13 protein-coding genes are annotated in these 16,778 nt (G+C 51.9%); 7 read left to right on the forward strand and 6 right to left on the reverse strand.

The features are described 5' to 3' along the window. The first annotated feature begins 68 nt into the window (after nt 1–68). Both A6X21_RS07975 and A6X21_RS07980 read left to right on the forward strand, forming a co-directional pair. The gene (locus tag A6X21_RS07975; protein WP_068847071.1) at nt 69–1,085 is read left to right on the forward strand and encodes a dihydrodipicolinate synthase family protein; all 1,017 of its coding nucleotides are present in this window, start codon (nt 69–71) and stop codon (nt 1,083–1,085) included. A gap of 127 nt (nt 1,086–1,212) precedes the next feature. After that, nucleotides 1,213–1,779: a DJ-1/PfpI family protein gene (locus tag A6X21_RS07980; RefSeq protein WP_068847072.1), complete on the forward strand. Its 567-nt coding sequence runs from the start codon at nt 1,213–1,215 to the stop codon at nt 1,777–1,779. 113 nt (nt 1,780–1,892) lie between these two features. Here A6X21_RS07980 and A6X21_RS07985 read toward each other — a convergent pair whose 3' ends face one another. After that, nucleotides 1,893–3,173, reverse strand: coding sequence for a valine--pyruvate transaminase (locus A6X21_RS07985; RefSeq protein ID WP_068847073.1), 1,281 nt, complete (start codon nt 3,171–3,173; stop codon nt 1,893–1,895). 520 nt (nt 3,174–3,693) lie between these two features. On the opposite strand from A6X21_RS07985, the gene A6X21_RS07990 reads away from it, so the two are divergent. Next, a complete protein-coding gene (locus tag A6X21_RS07990; RefSeq protein WP_240490202.1) occupies nt 3,694–4,761 on the forward strand; it encodes a sigma-54 interaction domain-containing protein in 1,068 nt (355 codons plus the stop codon). A 54-nt stretch (nt 4,762–4,815) separates the two neighbouring features. Here the strand turns inward: A6X21_RS07990 and A6X21_RS07995 are convergent, their stop codons facing one another. Beyond that, nucleotides 4,816–5,763, reverse strand: coding sequence for a C-terminal binding protein (locus tag A6X21_RS07995; RefSeq protein WP_068847074.1), 948 nt, complete (start codon nt 5,761–5,763; stop codon nt 4,816–4,818). 612 nt (nt 5,764–6,375) lie between these two features. Between A6X21_RS07995 and A6X21_RS08000 the strand changes: the two genes are divergently transcribed. The 4 genes from A6X21_RS08000 (at nt 6,376) to A6X21_RS08015 (ending at nt 10,199) form a co-directional block, all read left to right on the forward strand. Continuing rightward, nucleotides 6,376–7,635, forward strand: coding sequence for a DUF481 domain-containing protein (locus A6X21_RS08000; protein WP_131818248.1), 1,260 nt, complete (start codon nt 6,376–6,378; stop codon nt 7,633–7,635). Nucleotides 7,636–7,812: 177 nt separating this feature from the next. Next, nucleotides 7,813–8,676, forward strand: a complete 864-nt coding sequence (locus A6X21_RS08005; RefSeq protein WP_068847076.1) for a sugar phosphate isomerase/epimerase family protein — start codon at nt 7,813–7,815, stop codon at nt 8,674–8,676. 189 nt (nt 8,677–8,865) lie between these two features. Continuing rightward, nucleotides 8,866–9,639: a segregation and condensation protein A gene (locus A6X21_RS08010; protein ID WP_068847077.1), complete on the forward strand. Its 774-nt coding sequence runs from the start codon at nt 8,866–8,868 to the stop codon at nt 9,637–9,639. A 110-nt stretch (nt 9,640–9,749) separates the two neighbouring features. Further along, the gene (locus A6X21_RS08015) at nt 9,750–10,199 is read left to right on the forward strand and encodes a magnetosome magnetite crystal formation protein family (RefSeq protein WP_068847078.1); all 450 of its coding nucleotides are present in this window, start codon (nt 9,750–9,752) and stop codon (nt 10,197–10,199) included. Here the strand turns inward: A6X21_RS08015 and A6X21_RS08020 are convergent. The 4 genes from A6X21_RS08020 to A6X21_RS08035 all read right to left on the reverse strand — a co-directional run bounded on the left by A6X21_RS08020 (nt 10,192) and on the right by A6X21_RS08035 (nt 16,398). Then, nucleotides 10,192–10,572 (reverse strand): hypothetical protein, encoded by a 381-nt coding sequence (locus tag A6X21_RS08020; protein WP_068847079.1) that lies wholly within the window; start codon nt 10,570–10,572, stop codon nt 10,192–10,194. The genes A6X21_RS08015 and A6X21_RS08020 overlap by 8 nt on opposite strands. A gap of 138 nt (nt 10,573–10,710) precedes the next feature. Then, a complete protein-coding gene (locus A6X21_RS08025; RefSeq protein ID WP_068847080.1) occupies nt 10,711–11,898 on the reverse strand; it encodes a DEAD/DEAH box helicase in 1,188 nt (395 codons plus the stop codon). Between the two features lie 260 nt (nt 11,899–12,158). Continuing rightward, complete coding sequence (locus A6X21_RS08030) at nt 12,159–13,817, reverse strand: formylmethanofuran dehydrogenase subunit A (protein ID WP_068847081.1); 1,659 nt, start codon at nt 13,815–13,817, stop codon at nt 12,159–12,161. 109 nt (nt 13,818–13,926) lie between these two features. Beyond that, entirely contained in the window at nt 13,927–16,398 is a 2,472-nt protein-coding gene (locus A6X21_RS08035; RefSeq protein WP_068847082.1) for a PAS domain S-box protein, read from the reverse strand. Nucleotides 16,399–16,778 lie beyond the last annotated feature (380 nt).

Below are 16,778 nucleotides of genomic sequence, written 5' to 3' on the forward strand. Positions count from 1 at the left end.
ATCGACTTCCTTCTGGCAACTGGAATCCCCTGAACAATCCATTCGTCCAAGCTCAGGCCGAAAACTTCATGCATTCCATTTCAAACGCCCGTCAGCAGTTACAGCAGAAACTTTTCCCTCAGGGAATTCCGCGACTCTGGTGCCCCTCACTGACGCACTTCTCAGCCGCCGCTCAGTTCGACGTCCAGAGAATTCGCGCTCATGCCACGGCGATGTCACCCTGGATCGGTGGACTACTCGTTCCCGGATCGACAGGCGAAGGCTGGGAGATGACCGATGACGATATTGAGCAGTTGCTGGAAATCACGTTCGATATCGCCCACTCCCTCAACCTTCCCGTCCTGATTGGTGTCCTGAAAACCTCGACAGACAACGTCATCAGTGGCATCCAAAGGCTGCATCAATTTTCACAGCATCCATGCTTTGCCGGGTTCACTGTCTGTCCACCGCAAGGTGAACAGTTAACACAGCCCGAAATTCTTGCTGGATTACGCACAGTCTTCGATATGGGATACCCGATCGCTCTCTATCAGTTGCCACAAGTCACCAGGAATGAAGTCTCACCAGAGACAGTGCAATGGCTGGCAGCCAATTACCACAATCTGATTCTGTTCAAAGACACCAGCGGACATGACCGTGTCGCAACCTCTGGCGTCGATCTGCAGGGCGTTTTTCTGGTTCGCGGTGCCGAAGCTGGCGGCTATGCACACTGGCTGAAAGAGTCTGGCGGGGCCTACGATGGATTTCTGCTCAGCACGGCCAATGTCTTCGCCAAAGAACTGGCGACCATGATTCAACTCGCGGAAGCGGGCCAGATCGACGAAGCTAGAGCACTATCGACTCGACTGGAAACTCTCGTACAACAGACCTTCGATTCCGTGAAATCAATCCCGGCAGGAAATCCCTTTACCAATGCCAATAAAGTGCTCGATCACATCCGGGCTTATGGAGAAAGCTTTCACATTCAGCCAGCACCACGGCTTTACAGTGGTATTTCACTTCCCTGGGAACCTATAGCTCAAGGACATGAACGACTGAAAGAATGGCAGCAAGCACCACTGACCGGATATCTCAACACTCAGTGATCGCTGCCACAACACGCTCGATCTTTACCGTTTCCGTGGCGTGGCATCGCTGTTGATCGTCTCGTATAACGATGAAACTCGAATGACACCCAATGTCTTGATCCTGTTATTCCCATGAGGTTCTTCCGTGTCACAGCCCAAAGTTCTCATCGTTGTCGGAGACGCGACAGAAACCGTCGATACGCTTTATCCTTACTACCGCTTGATTGAAGGAGGATATCAGCCTGTCGTGGCTGCTCCGGAAAAACGCAAGTATCAGATGGTTCTGCACGAGGTGAAGCCAGGCTGGACTATCACCAAAGAGTGGGAAGGCTATTCGATTGATGCAGAGATCGCCTTCAAAGACATTCGTCCTGAAGATTATGCAGGGATCTTCTTCAGTGGGGGCAGGGCTCCTGAATACATTCGCGAAGACGAAGATCTGCTGAACATCACCCGCTGGTTCTGGGAAAAGGGCCTGCCGATGGCCAGTGTTTGCCATGGTGTTGAAATCCCGGCTCGTGCCGGCATTGTCAAAGGTCTACGCATGGCGACTGTCGCCAAATGCCGCTTCGATCTTGAAATCTGCGGCGGAATCTACGTCAACGAACCCTGTGTCATCGATCGCAACATGGTGAGTGGTCGCACATATCACGACAGTGGCCACTTTGTGGGCCCATGGATTCAAATGCTCGATCGCTGTCGCAATTCCTGAAGGGGTCGGCGACTCGGTATCTGATGTCGGTAGGACAAGTTATACGCATGGCACTGCGTCTTGTCGTCGTGCCTCTGCACGGCAACCCGGCCACAAGTTGGCCGGGCTACCCGTTATCCGCGACAAACCAGACTCACCTCGCTGGCGATCACTTCAAAAGCCTTTTCAAGCACATGTGCAGGTTGTGCAAAGTTGAGGCGTATACATTGCTCGGCATGCTTCCACGGCTCTTCCAGTCCAAAGAAGAATTCTTCTCCGGGAACAATCAGCACCTTTCTCAGCTTCAGTCGCTGATAGAGCTTTTGTGAGCTGATCGGGAGCCCAGGTAACCAGAGCCATAGAAAAAACGCACCTTCGCTGACGTGAATTCGTCCATCAACTGCATGTCGTTTCAAAGCATCGGTCAGACACTGAACAGCGAAACGGCTTTTCTCTTCATAGAATGGTCGCAGAACTTTTGGCCCGAGACCGACAATCTGGCCCGACTCGATCAGATCGGCCACAAGTTGCTGGCCCACCGTTCCATGCGAAAGCCCTGTCACGGCCGACATAGCTGTGATGGCCTTAATGATCTGCGGAGCAGCGACCACAAAAGCCGTACGTGTGCCTGGCAAACCCAGTTTCGAGAGACTGAAGGTCGTGATCATCGACTCATTCCACACGGGAGTCGTCGGCTGAAACACCACACCAGGAAATGGTGCCCCGTAAGCATTATCGATAATCACTGGCACCCGATGCCGGGTGGCGAGTTCCACGATCTCACGGGTCTCTTCATCGGATAAAAAATTCCCGGAGGGATTCGTAGGCCTGGAAATCGCTACAGCCCCAATGGAATGTCGCGACAAAGCTGAATCAACGGCCTCCAGATCAACATGGTACTTGAAGAGATGTGGCTGTGACTCATCAGGGGTCGATATTTTGGGCCGACATCCCACAAAGAGACCCGAGTCTAATCCCAACGGTGAATAGCCAATATATTCCGGAGTGACAGGCAATAAAATCCGCCGGTACGAGCCATCAGACATCTGGCCCGCCAGCAGGTTGAAAAGATAAAAGAAAGCCGTCTGGCCACCACTTGTTACAGCGATGTTTTCAGTGGAGACATTCCAGCCATAGTGAGTGCGAAGCAGTTTGGCCAATGATTCAATGACCTGCAGATTCCCCTGAGGCGGATCATACTGACCCAGTAATCGATCGATAGTTCCGGTCTTGAGGAGCACCTCGATCCGCTCTCTCCAGATTTGCGTCATCTCCGGGATCAGGGCCGGATTCCCTCCTCCCAGCATCAGCATGTGTGGGTCAGAAGCCAAAGCCCGGCCGAGGTCATCCATCAAGGTTAAAATTCCTGATGGCCCAGCCAGCTTTCCACCCATCCTGGAGAATTCAAACTGCATTTCAATCACTCACTATGGAACGTTAAGCCACTGACACGATCAGCTCTGGCGAGCTTGTGATGGATCAGATCCATGATTGCTCAAAATTCATCGAGCAATATGCGTTGAATAAAGTGTTCTGGAAAAGTTGACCGCTTCATCCCCAGTCCGCTTTCAGAGTGTGCACTGTATCAATCCTTCTGACATCGTGTCATGCTTAACGCCGATAAACTGTTTCCATCAGAGTGACTCCAGTTGCCGACACATTCGAAGGCGTTTTCCAGTCTTCGCAGCCAGAGTCAGCGATTGTCAGCGCATCCCGAGGATAGCACAGGATCCCGAACGTGAGTCGCATCCAGCAATAGCCCACATTCAAGGCATCGCCGCGCGATTCATTTGCAACACAAGTGTTTGTAGCCAAGAATATTTGAATATTTTTTCGTCCCCACCCAGATTGATTAGCAATCGAGCTCTCGAACGCCTATATTACAGGCAATTGGCTCCCGATAAGCGAGCGTCTTCTTCCTCATGCGATGATCTCATGAGTTCCAACTTAATGTCGAATGGCACAAAAGGCGGTTTTTCCGTCATGGACACCATGATTGGCACCAGCCAATCGATGCTGGATGTGCATCGGCTTGTCCGTCAAGTGGCATCCACATCTGCGACTGTCCTGCTCCTTGGTGAAACCGGGACAGGAAAAGAGCTTGTTGCCAAAGCCGTTCACGAGATGAGCCCGCGGGCCTCAGGTCCATTTATCCGGGTCAATTGTGGAGCATTGAGCGAAAGCCTGCTTGAGAGCGAACTCTTTGGTCACGTAAAGGGTGCCTTCACGAGTGCCTTCGAGAATCGCACCGGACGGTTTGAAGCCGCCCATGGGGGCACAATTTTTCTGGATGAAATCAACTCCATGAGTTATACGCTGCAGGTCAAACTGCTGCGTGTGCTCCAGGAGCAGGAATTCGAACGCGTTGGCGATACAAAGACCATTCGTGTGGATTGCCGGATCGTCGCAGCCACAAACCGTGACTTGCTCGATGAAATCGATGCCGGTCGCTTCCGTGAGGATCTCTATTACCGCCTGAACGTCGTCCCGATCTATCTGCCCCCATTGCGCGATCGACCAGACGATCTGGCAGACCTCATTGCTCACTTTGCGAAGCGATATGCGATTGCCAACAGTCGCCCTGTGCCTAAAGTTTCTGAAGACGTGATCGCCGTCCTGAGATCCTACGCGTGGCCGGGAAATGTGCGAGAACTCCAGAACTATGTCGAGCGTGCGATTGTCTTGTCCTCAGGCGAGACATTAACACTCGATCTTTTCCCTCCGCATGTTCGCGGAATGGCTCCCATCCGCCTGAATCGATCCCGCTCCAACAATCTCGAAACGCTTTGTAGTGAACTGGTCACGCTGGGCCTGCTCGATGCAGGAGAAGATTGCACTAACGCCTATGACCGCGTGGTGACTCTCGTCGAGAAAGAACTAATCCTGCAGGTTCTGCGAACTTGCCAGGGAGTTCAAACCAAAGCGGCGACCAAGCTGGGGATTAACCGGAACACACTGCATAAAAAAATCACCGATTATCACCTCGAATCCGAGGCTCGATAACCGGTGAGTTGAGTACTGCTTCTACATCGATCTGGATAGTAATCTCAGTAGACCCTACTTCAGGTTGACCAGATTTCTTGGCTTTTCCCCTCGAAAAACCTGAACGATCTGTTCCATGACTTCCCGCCGCATTTGTTCGAGGGATTGTTCTGAAATAAAGGCCGCATGAGGGGTGACAATCACTCGCTCATCCTGAAAAAGTGGCCTGCTTAAATCGCAAGGTTCCGGATCGAAGACATCCAGCGCTGCACCGGCAATACATCCCGACTTGATGGCCTCTTCCAACGCCGCCTCATCAATCAATCCACCACGCGAAGTATTGATGAGATACGCCGTCGGCTTCATCTGGCGAAACTGCTCTTTTCCGAACATCTTGCGTGTGGCCGGAGTGAGTGGAGCATGCACCGAGATAAAGTCGCTCTGCGACAAAAGCTCTGCCAGGCTCACCATCTGGCAGCCCGTCCCGTAATCATTACCGCTCGATGTATGAGCCAGAATCTCCAAGCCGAGGGCCCTGGCTTTGGGTACCAGTGCGCGAGCCGTATTCCCCAACCCAACAAGGCCCAGCTTCTGGCCCTTGATGCGGGTTAAAGGCAACCCTGCCCCCAGGTTGTATTCGCCCTGCTTGGTTCGATGATGAAAAAAAGCAATTTTTCTCGACAGGGCTAACAGCAATCCGAGGGCATGATCAGAAACTTCGTGAGTGCAGTAATCGGGTGAATTGGTAACGGGAATTCCCCGTGCGGTACATTCGGGAATCGCAATGTTATCCAGTCCGATTCCCAGACGAGCCACAGTTTTCAGACGGGGTGCTGCTGCAATCACGGCTGGCGTCACTTTGGCCCAGTTCGTGGCAATCGCATCAGCCTCCGCTGCCAGTTCGCAGAGTGTTTTTTCATCACCTGCCGGTGCTTCAATCAATCTGGCACCCGCTGCTGCCAGCACTTCCGTTTCGATATCCAGGCTGGGCCAGGCACGATCAGTCAGCAGAACTTGATACATCTTGAAAAATGACTCCCTGTTGAACGTTCAGACCACTTCTTCCAGATGCAACAGACATCTGTGAAATAGTTCTTGAAGCATCATTTCTGATTGATGGACACCAGAATCCACTTGGTTTGCGAGTTTAAGCATACACTTCCAGCCACAAATCTCCCAAACTGAGCCTAAGTTCTGTGATTATCTGAGGATAGAAATTGTCCTCAACTCAGTGGCACACATGGTCTCTCTGAAGACAGGATTTTTATCCCAATCAGCTCACCCCACTGGAACCGACACTCACAAACAACGCAAACAACAACAGAATAAACACTTACAACGCAACAACACTGGCCCGCTTGAGTAGAATTCAGGTTGTCCTCGGCCTCACTTTTGAGCTAATATCCGCTCGCCGCGCTAACACTTCCTCTAATCCCCTATTCCATTCCGCAATCTTCTCCCGCCAGCACTTCAATTCGTCCTGTCAGTCACGTTCGGAAATTTCGTCAGAAACTTCTCTCGCCTGATCTCATTCCAATTTCACGTTGTACGTTTTGAGGCCCCAGTTTGCCCCAGCCTGAACGCACAATTCCGGCTTTGATTCAGCCCTTGGAGATTGCTTCCAGGTGCCTGGGAATGTTCGTCCTTTGTATCAGCCTTTTGTGCAGTGGCTTAACGGGGTTCGCCGCCGAGAAAGTCCTCCTTCTTGACGGAACCGTTCTGATTGGCACCAGTCAATCCGTGGAGAATGGAAATGTTCTCTGGCGAAAACAAACGGGTGAAGATGTTCGCATTCCCATCAACGAGATTGTGCGGATTGATGCCGTTGAACCAACGGGCCCGACGAGCCTGCCTGCCAGATCTCAACCCCCAAATTCATCTCAGCAGAACACAAGTCCTCCTCCCGATATTCTGAGACCAAACTCCGAGAAACCGATCTTCTCATCCAGTGCCAGAGCCCTCAGCGACTCTCCAGAGGACTCTCTGTTGAAAGGCATCAACCCTGAGCCAACGACACCGCCCCCAATGCAGAAAGATCCTCTATTAGACATTCACAACTCGCTGGAAGACGTCATTGATCTGACACCTCCCGAAGAAGCCTTCGGTCACGACGCGATCGAAGAGACATGGACTGCATCAGTTCCTCTCCTGGGTTCCTCAGTCAATGCCATCAGCTCAGTGCTCTCGACGGCTCAGCACACCGCTGCTGCAGCCACTAATCAGGCTTCTTTGTGGACCAATCGCATTCAACTGGGGGGAAACTTTACGAACGGAAATTCGAATATCGACATCATCGATATCCTTGCTCAATTTGAACGTTCAACCAAAGTCAGCCTCAGACAAATGGATGTGGGTGGGCAATGGGCACAGACGACCGGGAATGTGACTGCCAACCGCTGGTGGTTGAACGGCAACTTTGACTGGCCATTCTCCAGCGAAGAAGACCGCTGGATTACGTTTTTGAGTACCAAAAATGAATACAACCAGCTCGCAAATCTGAACATTCGCAGCACCAATACGACAGGATTAGGCTACCGCTTCTATTACGAACCCAAAAAACGATTGATCACTCGTATTGGCCCCGCTGTGACGGTCGAAGCGTTTGACTCTCCTGACAACACGCGCACTACGTTTGATTTATTTTCGGAGGTTGAACTGCGCTGGCCGATCGCCAAGCGGACATCTCTTGAATCGCGGATCCGCTATCAACCGGGGCTTCTCGATGGAGCGATCTACCGTGTCTTCTCCACCTCTTCCATCATGTGGGATCTTGACGAAGAGAATCGCTGGAAGCTCGCCCTGAATCTTCGCACAGAGTACGTTTCAGTGCCCAGTCCCGGTCGAAAATCCACCGACTGGTTCACTGTCGTGTCGCTGGTCTATCAGAGAAAATAGTGGGTTGGCTTTCAAAGAATCCCAACCCGGAACTCTGGGGACTGGTTGCACAATGCACAACGGGCTAACATTTCGCACATCAACTGGTCAAAATGTCGCCTCATCAAATGACATTTGCCTGCTGACTTGTCAATCGAATTGACCGCACCTGAGACAGACTACTGAAGGATTGGCTCCATGACTTCCCAAAAACCGTACTGGCCCATTGGTGTATTCACATCTGTCGATGCCGGGTTAGGTGTCCATCTGGAAGTGGCACAGGATCTCAAGGTCCCCACGGTTCAGGTGCATGCCCCTCATCCACAGACGCGAACTCGTGAACATGCTCAGGCTTTTCGAGCGAAGTGCGATGCCGCCGGCATTCAGGTAACTGTTATCTTCGGCGGCTTTGATGGAGAAAGTTACGCCGATATCCCCACCACGGCACGAACTGTCGGGCTCGTGCCTCTTGAGACACGTGCCAGTCGCGTGGCAGAAATGAAAGAGATTTCAGATTTCGCCAGTTGGGTCGGCTGCCCGGCTATTGGATTGCACATTGGTTTCGTTCCGGAAAGTTCCAGCCCCGATTACAGCGAACTGGTTCGCGTCACCCAGGATCTGCTCACCCATGCAGCAAACCATGGCCAGGCCGTCCATCTGGAAACAGGGCAGGAATCAGCAGATCACCTGCTGGAATTCATCGAAGATGTCAACCGCCCTAATCTGGGAATCAATTTCGACCCGGCCAATATGATCCTTTACGGGACAGGCAACCCGATTGAAGCTCTTCGCAAAGTGGCCCGCTACGTCCGCAGCATTCATTGCAAAGATGCTCTCTGGGCCCCAGTCAACGAACGTGGAAAGTCATGGGGCCAGGAAGTCGCACTGGGGACTGGCGATGTCGGGATGGAAGCTTATCTCACGACACTCTGGGAAATCGGCTATCGCGGCCCCCTTACCATCGAGCGCGAAATTCCACATGATCCTGTTCAACAGAAGAAAGATCTCGCCAGTGCTCTGGAACTCCTGACAGGGCTGCGGAAGAAAATTGCCAACTGCTGAATCGCGGCGTCGGCAGTTTCTGCCGCAAGCAGACACTCAAAGCCCAGCCCGCAAACTTCATCGGCGAAGTTTGCGGGCTGGGCTGGATTTAATGATACCGTTCGTCGATAAACAGAGAGCCGGCTTTGTTTCACTTCTGAAATCTGTCACCTTCAGAATGCGAAATTCTTCACGAACGCGGATCAGGAAATGCCCGACTATCGCGTTCAACTCGACACCTTCAGCGGTCCTCTGGACTTGCTGCTTTATCTGGTGCGCCGCAACGAAATCGATCTGCTCGATTTGCCGATCTCGCAGATTACGAATCAGTTTCTCACATTTCTGCAGGTCCTTGAGCTGATCGATCTGGATACCGTGGGAGAGTTTGTCGTCATGGCAAGTTCTCTGATCGAGATCAAAAGTCGCCTCGTTCTCCCGCGGGCTGAGGATCAGGCCCAGGAAGCTCAATCAGCCATGGGGGAAGATCCCCGGGCAGAGCTCGTGGAGCAGTTACTCGAATACAAGCGATATCGAGATGCAGGACAAGCCCTGCAGAAACAGGCCGACGACTGGCACAATCATTTCCCGAGAATGACCAGTGAAAAGCCCAAATCGAGCCGGGATCTCGCCAACGACTCTTTCAAAGAAGTCGAACTCTGGGATCTGGTGAGTGCATTGACTCGCGTCATGCAGAAGAAAATCGTCGTCGAAACCGCTGCTATTCGTTACGACGACACTCCCATTTCTGTCTACGTCGAACGAATTGGAGCACATGTCCGCAAGACTGGTCGGGCATCGTTCAGCGAATTCTTCGAAGGTGCCAACGAGCGCAGCAAAATCGTGGGTATTTTTCTGGCTGTTCTTGAGCTTCTCAGGCATCACCAGTTTCATGCCGAGCAGCCGGAACCTCATGGCGAGATTTATCTCATGCCGCCTGACAATCCCGAGCATGCCTCGTCAGTGGATCCTGCGGAAACTCCCTGAGAGACGGGCCATGACGAATTTCTGATAATGAATTTGGCTTTTGCAAAAACTTTTGCCAAGATCGGCCATCTCTCTGCGTAATACCTCGGGATCAGAAACCGGAGGCCACAATGTCAATTGCCGATGAACTCTTCAAACTGCAGCAGCTTCGCGATAACGGTACGATCTCGAATGAAGAATTCGAGCTTCAAAAAGCCCGGCTGATTGAACCCAAGCCAGCACTCAATCTGGATGTGAAGCAATGGTCAGTGCTGCTCCACCTTTCCCAATTGTTGAATCTGGTGACTGGCTTTGGCGGAATCGTTGCCCCCATTGTCATCTGGATGCTCTTCCGCGATCAGTCACCGGAAATTGACCAGCACGGCAAAAACATTGTGAACTGGTGGATTTCCAGCTTCATCTACGGTGTTGTCAGCGGCATTCTCTGTGTCGTGATCATTGGCATCCCGATGTTGATTGTGCTGGTGATCCTGACGATCCTTTTCCCCATCATCGGTGCTATTAAGGCCGGTAATGGAGAAGTCTGGAAATATCCCATGACCATCGCCTTTATCAAGTAGTCGTCTTTGCGGGTGATGTTTTGTACCAGGCGAACACAAAGAGCCCGGCAAACAAAAAATCAATCGCAGCAGCACCTACGAGTGGCCACGGCAAACGTCCCACGACTGTCAGAATCAGAGCGGGGATGACAAAACCCACCTTCTCGATAATCGCGGGGATGATCATCAATCGATAGCGCTTAATATCCCAGGACATGATCACGTAAGCCACTTGCCAGGCAATCGTGACGCCCAGAAAACCATAATAGAACTCAGTATGAGTTATTGCGGGTGGATACTCGGCGGAGAATGTCGATTCCGCTGCATACATCGGTAGCAGCACCACCAGGCCATAGATCCCTGCGACAAGAAAAATGATTCGGGCTGCGAACATCCAGACATCCTCGCAAAATGATCGTCAGCTCAAAATTTTCAGAACTGCCGCCTGATTGAATTGATCGCCAGAAAAGCGGCCTGTCATCAGAACGGCACAAGTCATTCTTCATCTGCAGCAGCAACAAGCTGGCTGGTATTAAGTCGGGTCATTCACATGCCGGGCAGGGCGGCGGGGCCTTTGAGTTTCGAAATCTCGAATCTCGTACCGTGCCAGTTCCTTGTTGACTCGAATTTCAATGTTGGTCAACTGGTCGCCCTCCTCACGCGTCACAAACGTGATCGCGGAGCCAATTTTCTCCGTTGATGATAGGCGGCCTGTTCGACCAATCCGATGCACATAGTCATCGCAGTCCATGGGGACGTCGTAATTCACAATATGTGAAATCCCACTGATATCAATGCCGCGTCCCATGACATCGGTCGCAATCAACAGCCTCAGTCGACCATCACGGAAGCGGGAAAGCACGCCTTCTCTCAGATTCTGCGACAAATCACCGTGGATGAAGCCAATTCTCGGCAGGCGACCACTGAACTTGCGGTAAACCTCTTCTGCACCACGTTTGGTTCTTGTGAATACCAGCACTTGCTGTGGCTTTTCTTGTGAAAGCACACGAATCAAAGTGCGAAACTTGCGATCCTGATCCACGGGCACATAAAACTGAGTAATCGAATTCTGGGAATTCGCCCCGATGTGAGAAACATCGACTCGTTCGGGATCGTTCATATACTTCTGTGCCAGCCGCGCCACAGGTGCTGGCAACGTGGCAGAGAGCAACAGCGTCTGCCTTTCTGTCGGGCATTTTCTCAGAATTCGCTCGATATCGGGCCGAAAACCAATGTCGAGCATCCGATCGGCTTCGTCTAACACCACCATCTTCAACCGGGAAGTATCCAGCTCACCGCGTTGCATCAGATCGATGACGCGGCCGGGAGTTCCGATAACGAGCTGTGCTCCTTTTTTCAGATCGGTAATTTGCGGGCGAATATTTCGGCCACCCACGCAACAAACAGATCTCAAAGGATGTTTCAGTGAAAGGCGGCTGGCCTCTTCGGCAATCTGCTGACTCAATTCCCGAGTGGGAGTCAGTACGAGGGCCTGAGGATAACCTTTCTCGGAGTCGACTCGCTCAAGAATCGGCAACACAAAAGCGGCTGTCTTACCAGACCCGGTACGCGCCTGGCCAATGACATCTTTACCTGATAATGCCAGCGGGACAAATGCAGCTTGAATCGGACTGGGGGCTTCAAACCCCATTTTCTTAACGGCTGCCAGAGTTGTCTCACTCAGGCCCAAATCTTCAAAACGAACTGTCTGATTCTCCATCCGGGGAGCAATACCTCATTCAAACATGATCGGGAGAACCTCCGCGTCTCCCTCGCGTCATCTACATCGAAACTCTGGCGGAACATATTGCTATGGGGCAGTACGAACGTCGCTCAGCAAGTTTTCGACAGATCCAGAGAGACTTGCAGTCGCAAAACATTCTCTCATGTGACTTGACAGACTACCGCCCCGCACTCTCGAACACAATCTGGAATTTTTGCTTCTTTAAGGAAGGTGGTAGCGGAAACATCACTGATCAGTTACCCGGAAGTCGAATTCGCCGCGGTTTGACCTGCCAGGTCTTCGGGCTCGAGCACATAATTTTTGATGTTCAACGTGTAATGCTCGCGAAAGAACGACGCCAATTGTTTCTCAAACGCATCGTCCCAGGTCCTCAAGGTATGCCACGTCGTGCCTGTCGGGGTCGATCGCAACTCCCCACCATCGACAACCACTTCACCACCTTTGAGAACATATCGGGGGATTTCGAACATCTCTCGGAGATCATCCTGCCGGGAATAAATGGTCACATCGGCATCCGCACCAGAGCCCAGGTGACCTTTGTTCGCCAACCCGAGCATCCTGGCCGGGGCAGCTCTCGTAATGATGGCAATTTCGCGCAAACTGTACTCTCGTTTTAAATCTCCCAGAATCGTCTTCGACCGCATGGCCGCAGGCAAACGAGCCAGCATTTCGGCTCGCAAAGATTCGCTCATCAGTAAGGCGATGATCTGCGGATAAGCCAGAAACGAGGCACCATTCGGATGATCCGTACTCATGGCGATTCGCCATGGGTCACTCATCAGTAAATACCACTCCAGGCCAATGGCCCATTGAAGAGCATGGACAGCACTTTTATCGCGATAAGTGATCGGTACGACACCACAGCCACCTTCGACTTCCGTATCTCCGCTGAACCACCGGCGTCCTGTCAGTCGATGCAGGTAGTAACCGACCTGACTGTCTCCGGTCATCGAAACTGTGTCACCAAAGAGCACCTGTCCCACATCGACGGTAATCTCCGGATGACTCTCGACGTACTCAACCAGTTGTGCAGTTGCCGAACCAAACGTCGCCTGATCATTCGGTTCACCGGCATAGCTGTGATACTGAATATGTGTAAAATGCCCGCGATGCCCCTCCAGTGACTGCATCGTTGCCAAAGTCGTACGCCAGTTACCGGGAATTCCCAGATGGTTGCAATGAATATGCACAGGATGCGGCAGACGCAGTCGATCTGCGGCCTCGGCCAGTTGTTTCACAATGTGACGAGGTGTCACTCGCTCACTTCCAATCGGCATATCGAGATCGTAGAGTGGTAAACGGGCACTTTTCCAGTATTCCACTCCCCCGGGATTCACGATCTTAACGGCGTATCCATAGGCAGCATTCAGCACCCAGGCCACGAACGCCTCCAGAGCCGGCTGATTGTTCTGTTCGAGGCATTGCATCACGAACTGGTTATTACCCAGAAGCGTATAAAAGCCCTTATCAAGGATGGGAAGATCCGCAAACTCGGCATGCACAGCTCTGGCATGTAATGGCGGAATCGCAGCATCAAACGCCGTCGTATACCCCAGTCCCGCGTACAGATATCCCGTTGCAAAACTCGATGGCACCGGGCCGGCATTTCCCGCCCGCGGAAACTCGGGCACTCCAAGCTGCCTCGCACTTCGCTGGGCACCAGCCAGCATGCGACGTGCTGCATTCACTTTCGGCCCCGCGATATGACAGTGCATATCGACTCCACCAGGCATCACAACACAACCACTGGCATCCAGCACTTTGTCAGCTCGGAAAGCAGGATCGGCAGGTGGTTCGACAACTTTGCCATTTTCGATCCACAGATCGATGATTTCGCCATCTCGATGATGGAGAGGATCATAAACCGCTCCACCACGGATTACTAAAGTTGTCACTCGGTTTTCCTTCACGACCGATCAATCTGGCCAGCGATGATGATCGTCATGACCATCCACCCATGGTCACGACTGTAATCCATTCATGCCCAGTTCGGCAGTGAAAAACTCAAATGGGCTGCTGACTCACGACGGCCGAAGGGTGGCCCAGTTCATCAATCAGTTGCAGCAAGGCATGGCGATCAATCGGCTTGGTCATGTACTCCGTACATCCCGCCTGCAGGCACTTCTCGCGATCACCCACCATGGCATGGGCTGTTAACGCCACAATCGGGATCTGACATCCCATACTTCGCAACCGGCGTGTCGCTTCATAGCCATCCACAAAGGGCATCTGCATGTCCATCAGGATCATGTCGATACTCTGCCCCTCTGCGATGGCCCGTTCATACAGAGCAATCGCAACTCCTCCATGCTCGGCAATTGTCAGGTCATGCCCCGCTTTGCGGAGAATCAGACCAATGAGTTTCTGATTATCAACACCATCTTCAGCCAGCAAGATGCTCAGCGGCTTCTCCCGCACTCTGGCTTCTGCCTGGAGTGCTTTTGTCAACCTTGGGCCAGACACCTGTCTCGAAGTTCCCAGAGCCGAATGACTGATCTTTCCGGTTGGCAAAGTGATCGTGAATGACGACCCACTCCCGAGAATGCTTTTCACCTGCAGATCGCCACCCATTAACTCGATCAATCGCTTGCTGATCGCCAGCCCTAATCCAGTTCCTCCAAACCGTCTGCTCACCGAAGTATCAGCCTGCGAAAACGGAATAAACAACTTATCAAGATGCTCAGCCGCGATCCCGATTCCCGTATCGCAAATCTGCATCTGTATTCGTGGTGCGGTCTTAAACTCTTCCGTCATTCGCACCGAGAGATCCACACCACCCTGTTCTGTAAACTTGACGGCATTACTCAACAGATTCATCAACGACTGCTTCAGCCTCAGGACATCAGTCTCGATACAGACCGGGACATTGGTCGCAAAATTGACCGTCAAACCAATCTTCTTCTGTGCGGCTTTAGGCCCGATCGATTGCATGAGATCATGGATTAACAAACGCAAGTCACATGTCGTTTTCTCGATTTCAAACAGACCGGATTCAATCTTGGAGATATCGAGAATGTCGTTAATCAGTTTCAGCAGATGCTCGCCATTCCGCCGAATGATCGACAACGCTTCACAATCCTCTGGTCGATTCAAACTTGCAGAGACTTGTTCGGCAAAACCGAGAATGGCGGTCATCGGTGTCCGAATCTCATGACTCATATTCGCCAGGAAATCAGACTTCGCGCGATTCGCTGCCTCGGCCGATTTTCTGGCTTCAGAAAGACTTGTCGCCTGCTGTGCCAGTTCCTCAGCCTGAATTTTTAATCGAGCCTGAGATCTCGATGATTCTTCAATCGACTCTCGCAAGCGAGCCTCGTACCGCTTGCGGTCAGTAATGTCTCGCACGATGCCAGTAAAATAACGCCGGGAACCTTGCCGGACTTCGCTGACTGACAACTCCATAGGAAATGTCGAACCATCGCGCCGGCGGCCCACAGCTTCCCTGCCAATCCCGATCACACGCCGAGTTCCTGTCTGCTGGTACTTCTGCAGATAGCCATCATGCTCACCACGATAGGGATCCGGCATGAGCATACGCACATTCTCACCAATCATTTCATGATGAGAGTAGCCGAACATCTTCTGAGCTGCCGAATTGAGCGATTTGATCAATCCCGATTCGTCAATCGTGATAATTGCATCTACCGCAGTTCCGAGAATGGCCCGCACCCGCGCTTCACTGTCACGCAATGCTTCTTCTGTTCGTTTGGAATGAGTAATGTCGCGAACAGTCCCGACAAACAATCGCTCTTCACCGTCGGTGACTTCTGAGATCGAAAGATTCATCGGAAAAACGGTCCCGTCTTTCCGCTTACCAATCACTTCTCGACCAATCCCGATGACTCGCCTCTCTTTGGTTTCAAGATATCGTCTCAGATAGTTGTCATGCTCCTGCTGATAGGGCGATGGCATGAGCATGTTGACGTTCAGTCCCAGAACTTCATCGCTTGAAAAGCCGAACAAACGCTCTGCCGCCGGATTGAATGCTTTAATGGCCCCATGAGTGTTAATGATGACAATTGCATCCACAGCCGAATCCAGCAGAGTCTGGTGGCGGGCTTCACTCCGTTTGTAGGCGCTTTCAAGCTGGCGAATGACTGAAATATCCCGAATACTCAGCAGGTGACACAACCTCGCTGTTCCCAGTTGTGCCACCCGATGATGCACCTCGAATGCACGATTTGACCCATTCGAACAATTGTGTTCGACGATAATATGTTCCAGCCGATCGCCGTGGGAAGCATTCTGTAAAGAACTCAGTAATGCGGATCGATTCCAGCACCCCTCGTGGATCTCAAATAGACTTTTGCCTGTAATCTCCGCCTGCTGACACGACATCATCTCTTCGTAGGCGAAGTTCGCATAGAGCACGTCCCACTCGTTTGATCCCACGAGTAATGTCGGATGCCCAATGGCTGCCAGGCATTGCTCAACACATTCAATCGTCGGAATGTCGGGCGACAACGACAACACCATCAGTATGACTTTCCGACACACCTGTCTCAGTAGCAACGAGGAACCGGCACAGAGACACCATCTGATCACATGAATCGCTCAGGATTCATCGGCCAGTCAACCATACTTCATCCACATCTGCATCGACTGCATCGGTGAGTTTTCAGTCTCCAAGCGAATGAATTTGAAGAACTTCAGTGAAAACACTCGCTGTTTTGGGGGGGATCTTCACTGAATGTCACTTCCCAGTATCCAGTCATCACTTCACCGCTCTGGGACTGAAAATGCTTCACGCTGACTTCGGTGCAATTTCCAGATAAATCATTGATTCGGTTCTGGATCAATTCATCCTGTAATTGAAGAGGAAAAACGCTCAAAACTCTTTCAATCTCAAAACGCCT

It is taken from the genome of Planctopirus hydrillae, assembly GCF_001707835.1.
Classification (GTDB): domain Bacteria; phylum Planctomycetota; class Planctomycetia; order Planctomycetales; family Planctomycetaceae; genus Planctopirus; species Planctopirus hydrillae.

What these genes read in the sequence shown, in the direction of transcription:
- A6X21_RS07975 (WP_068847071.1), top strand. Translation starts at nt 69, where the DNA reads ATGCATTCCATTTCAAACGCCCGTCAGCAGTTACAGCAGAAACTTTTC.
- A6X21_RS07985 (WP_068847073.1), bottom strand. Translation starts at nt 3,173, where the DNA reads ATGCAGTTTGAATTCTCCAGGATGGGTGGAAAGCTGGCTGGGCCATCA.
- A6X21_RS07990 (WP_240490202.1), top strand. Translation starts at nt 3,694, where the DNA reads ATGAGTTCCAACTTAATGTCGAATGGCACAAAAGGCGGTTTTTCCGTC.
- A6X21_RS07995 (WP_068847074.1), bottom strand. Translation starts at nt 5,763, where the DNA reads ATGTATCAAGTTCTGCTGACTGATCGTGCCTGGCCCAGCCTGGATATC.
- A6X21_RS08000 (WP_131818248.1), top strand. Translation starts at nt 6,376, where the DNA reads ATGTTCGTCCTTTGTATCAGCCTTTTGTGCAGTGGCTTAACGGGGTTC.
- A6X21_RS08005 (WP_068847076.1), top strand. Translation starts at nt 7,813, where the DNA reads ATGACTTCCCAAAAACCGTACTGGCCCATTGGTGTATTCACATCTGTC.
- A6X21_RS08010 (WP_068847077.1), top strand. Translation starts at nt 8,866, where the DNA reads ATGCCCGACTATCGCGTTCAACTCGACACCTTCAGCGGTCCTCTGGAC.
- A6X21_RS08015 (WP_068847078.1), top strand. Translation starts at nt 9,750, where the DNA reads ATGTCAATTGCCGATGAACTCTTCAAACTGCAGCAGCTTCGCGATAAC.
- A6X21_RS08020 (WP_068847079.1), bottom strand. Translation starts at nt 10,572, where the DNA reads ATGTTCGCAGCCCGAATCATTTTTCTTGTCGCAGGGATCTATGGCCTG.
- A6X21_RS08025 (WP_068847080.1), bottom strand. Translation starts at nt 11,898, where the DNA reads ATGGAGAATCAGACAGTTCGTTTTGAAGATTTGGGCCTGAGTGAGACA.
- A6X21_RS08035 (WP_068847082.1), bottom strand. Translation starts at nt 16,398, where the DNA reads ATGGTGTTGTCGTTGTCGCCCGACATTCCGACGATTGAATGTGTTGAG.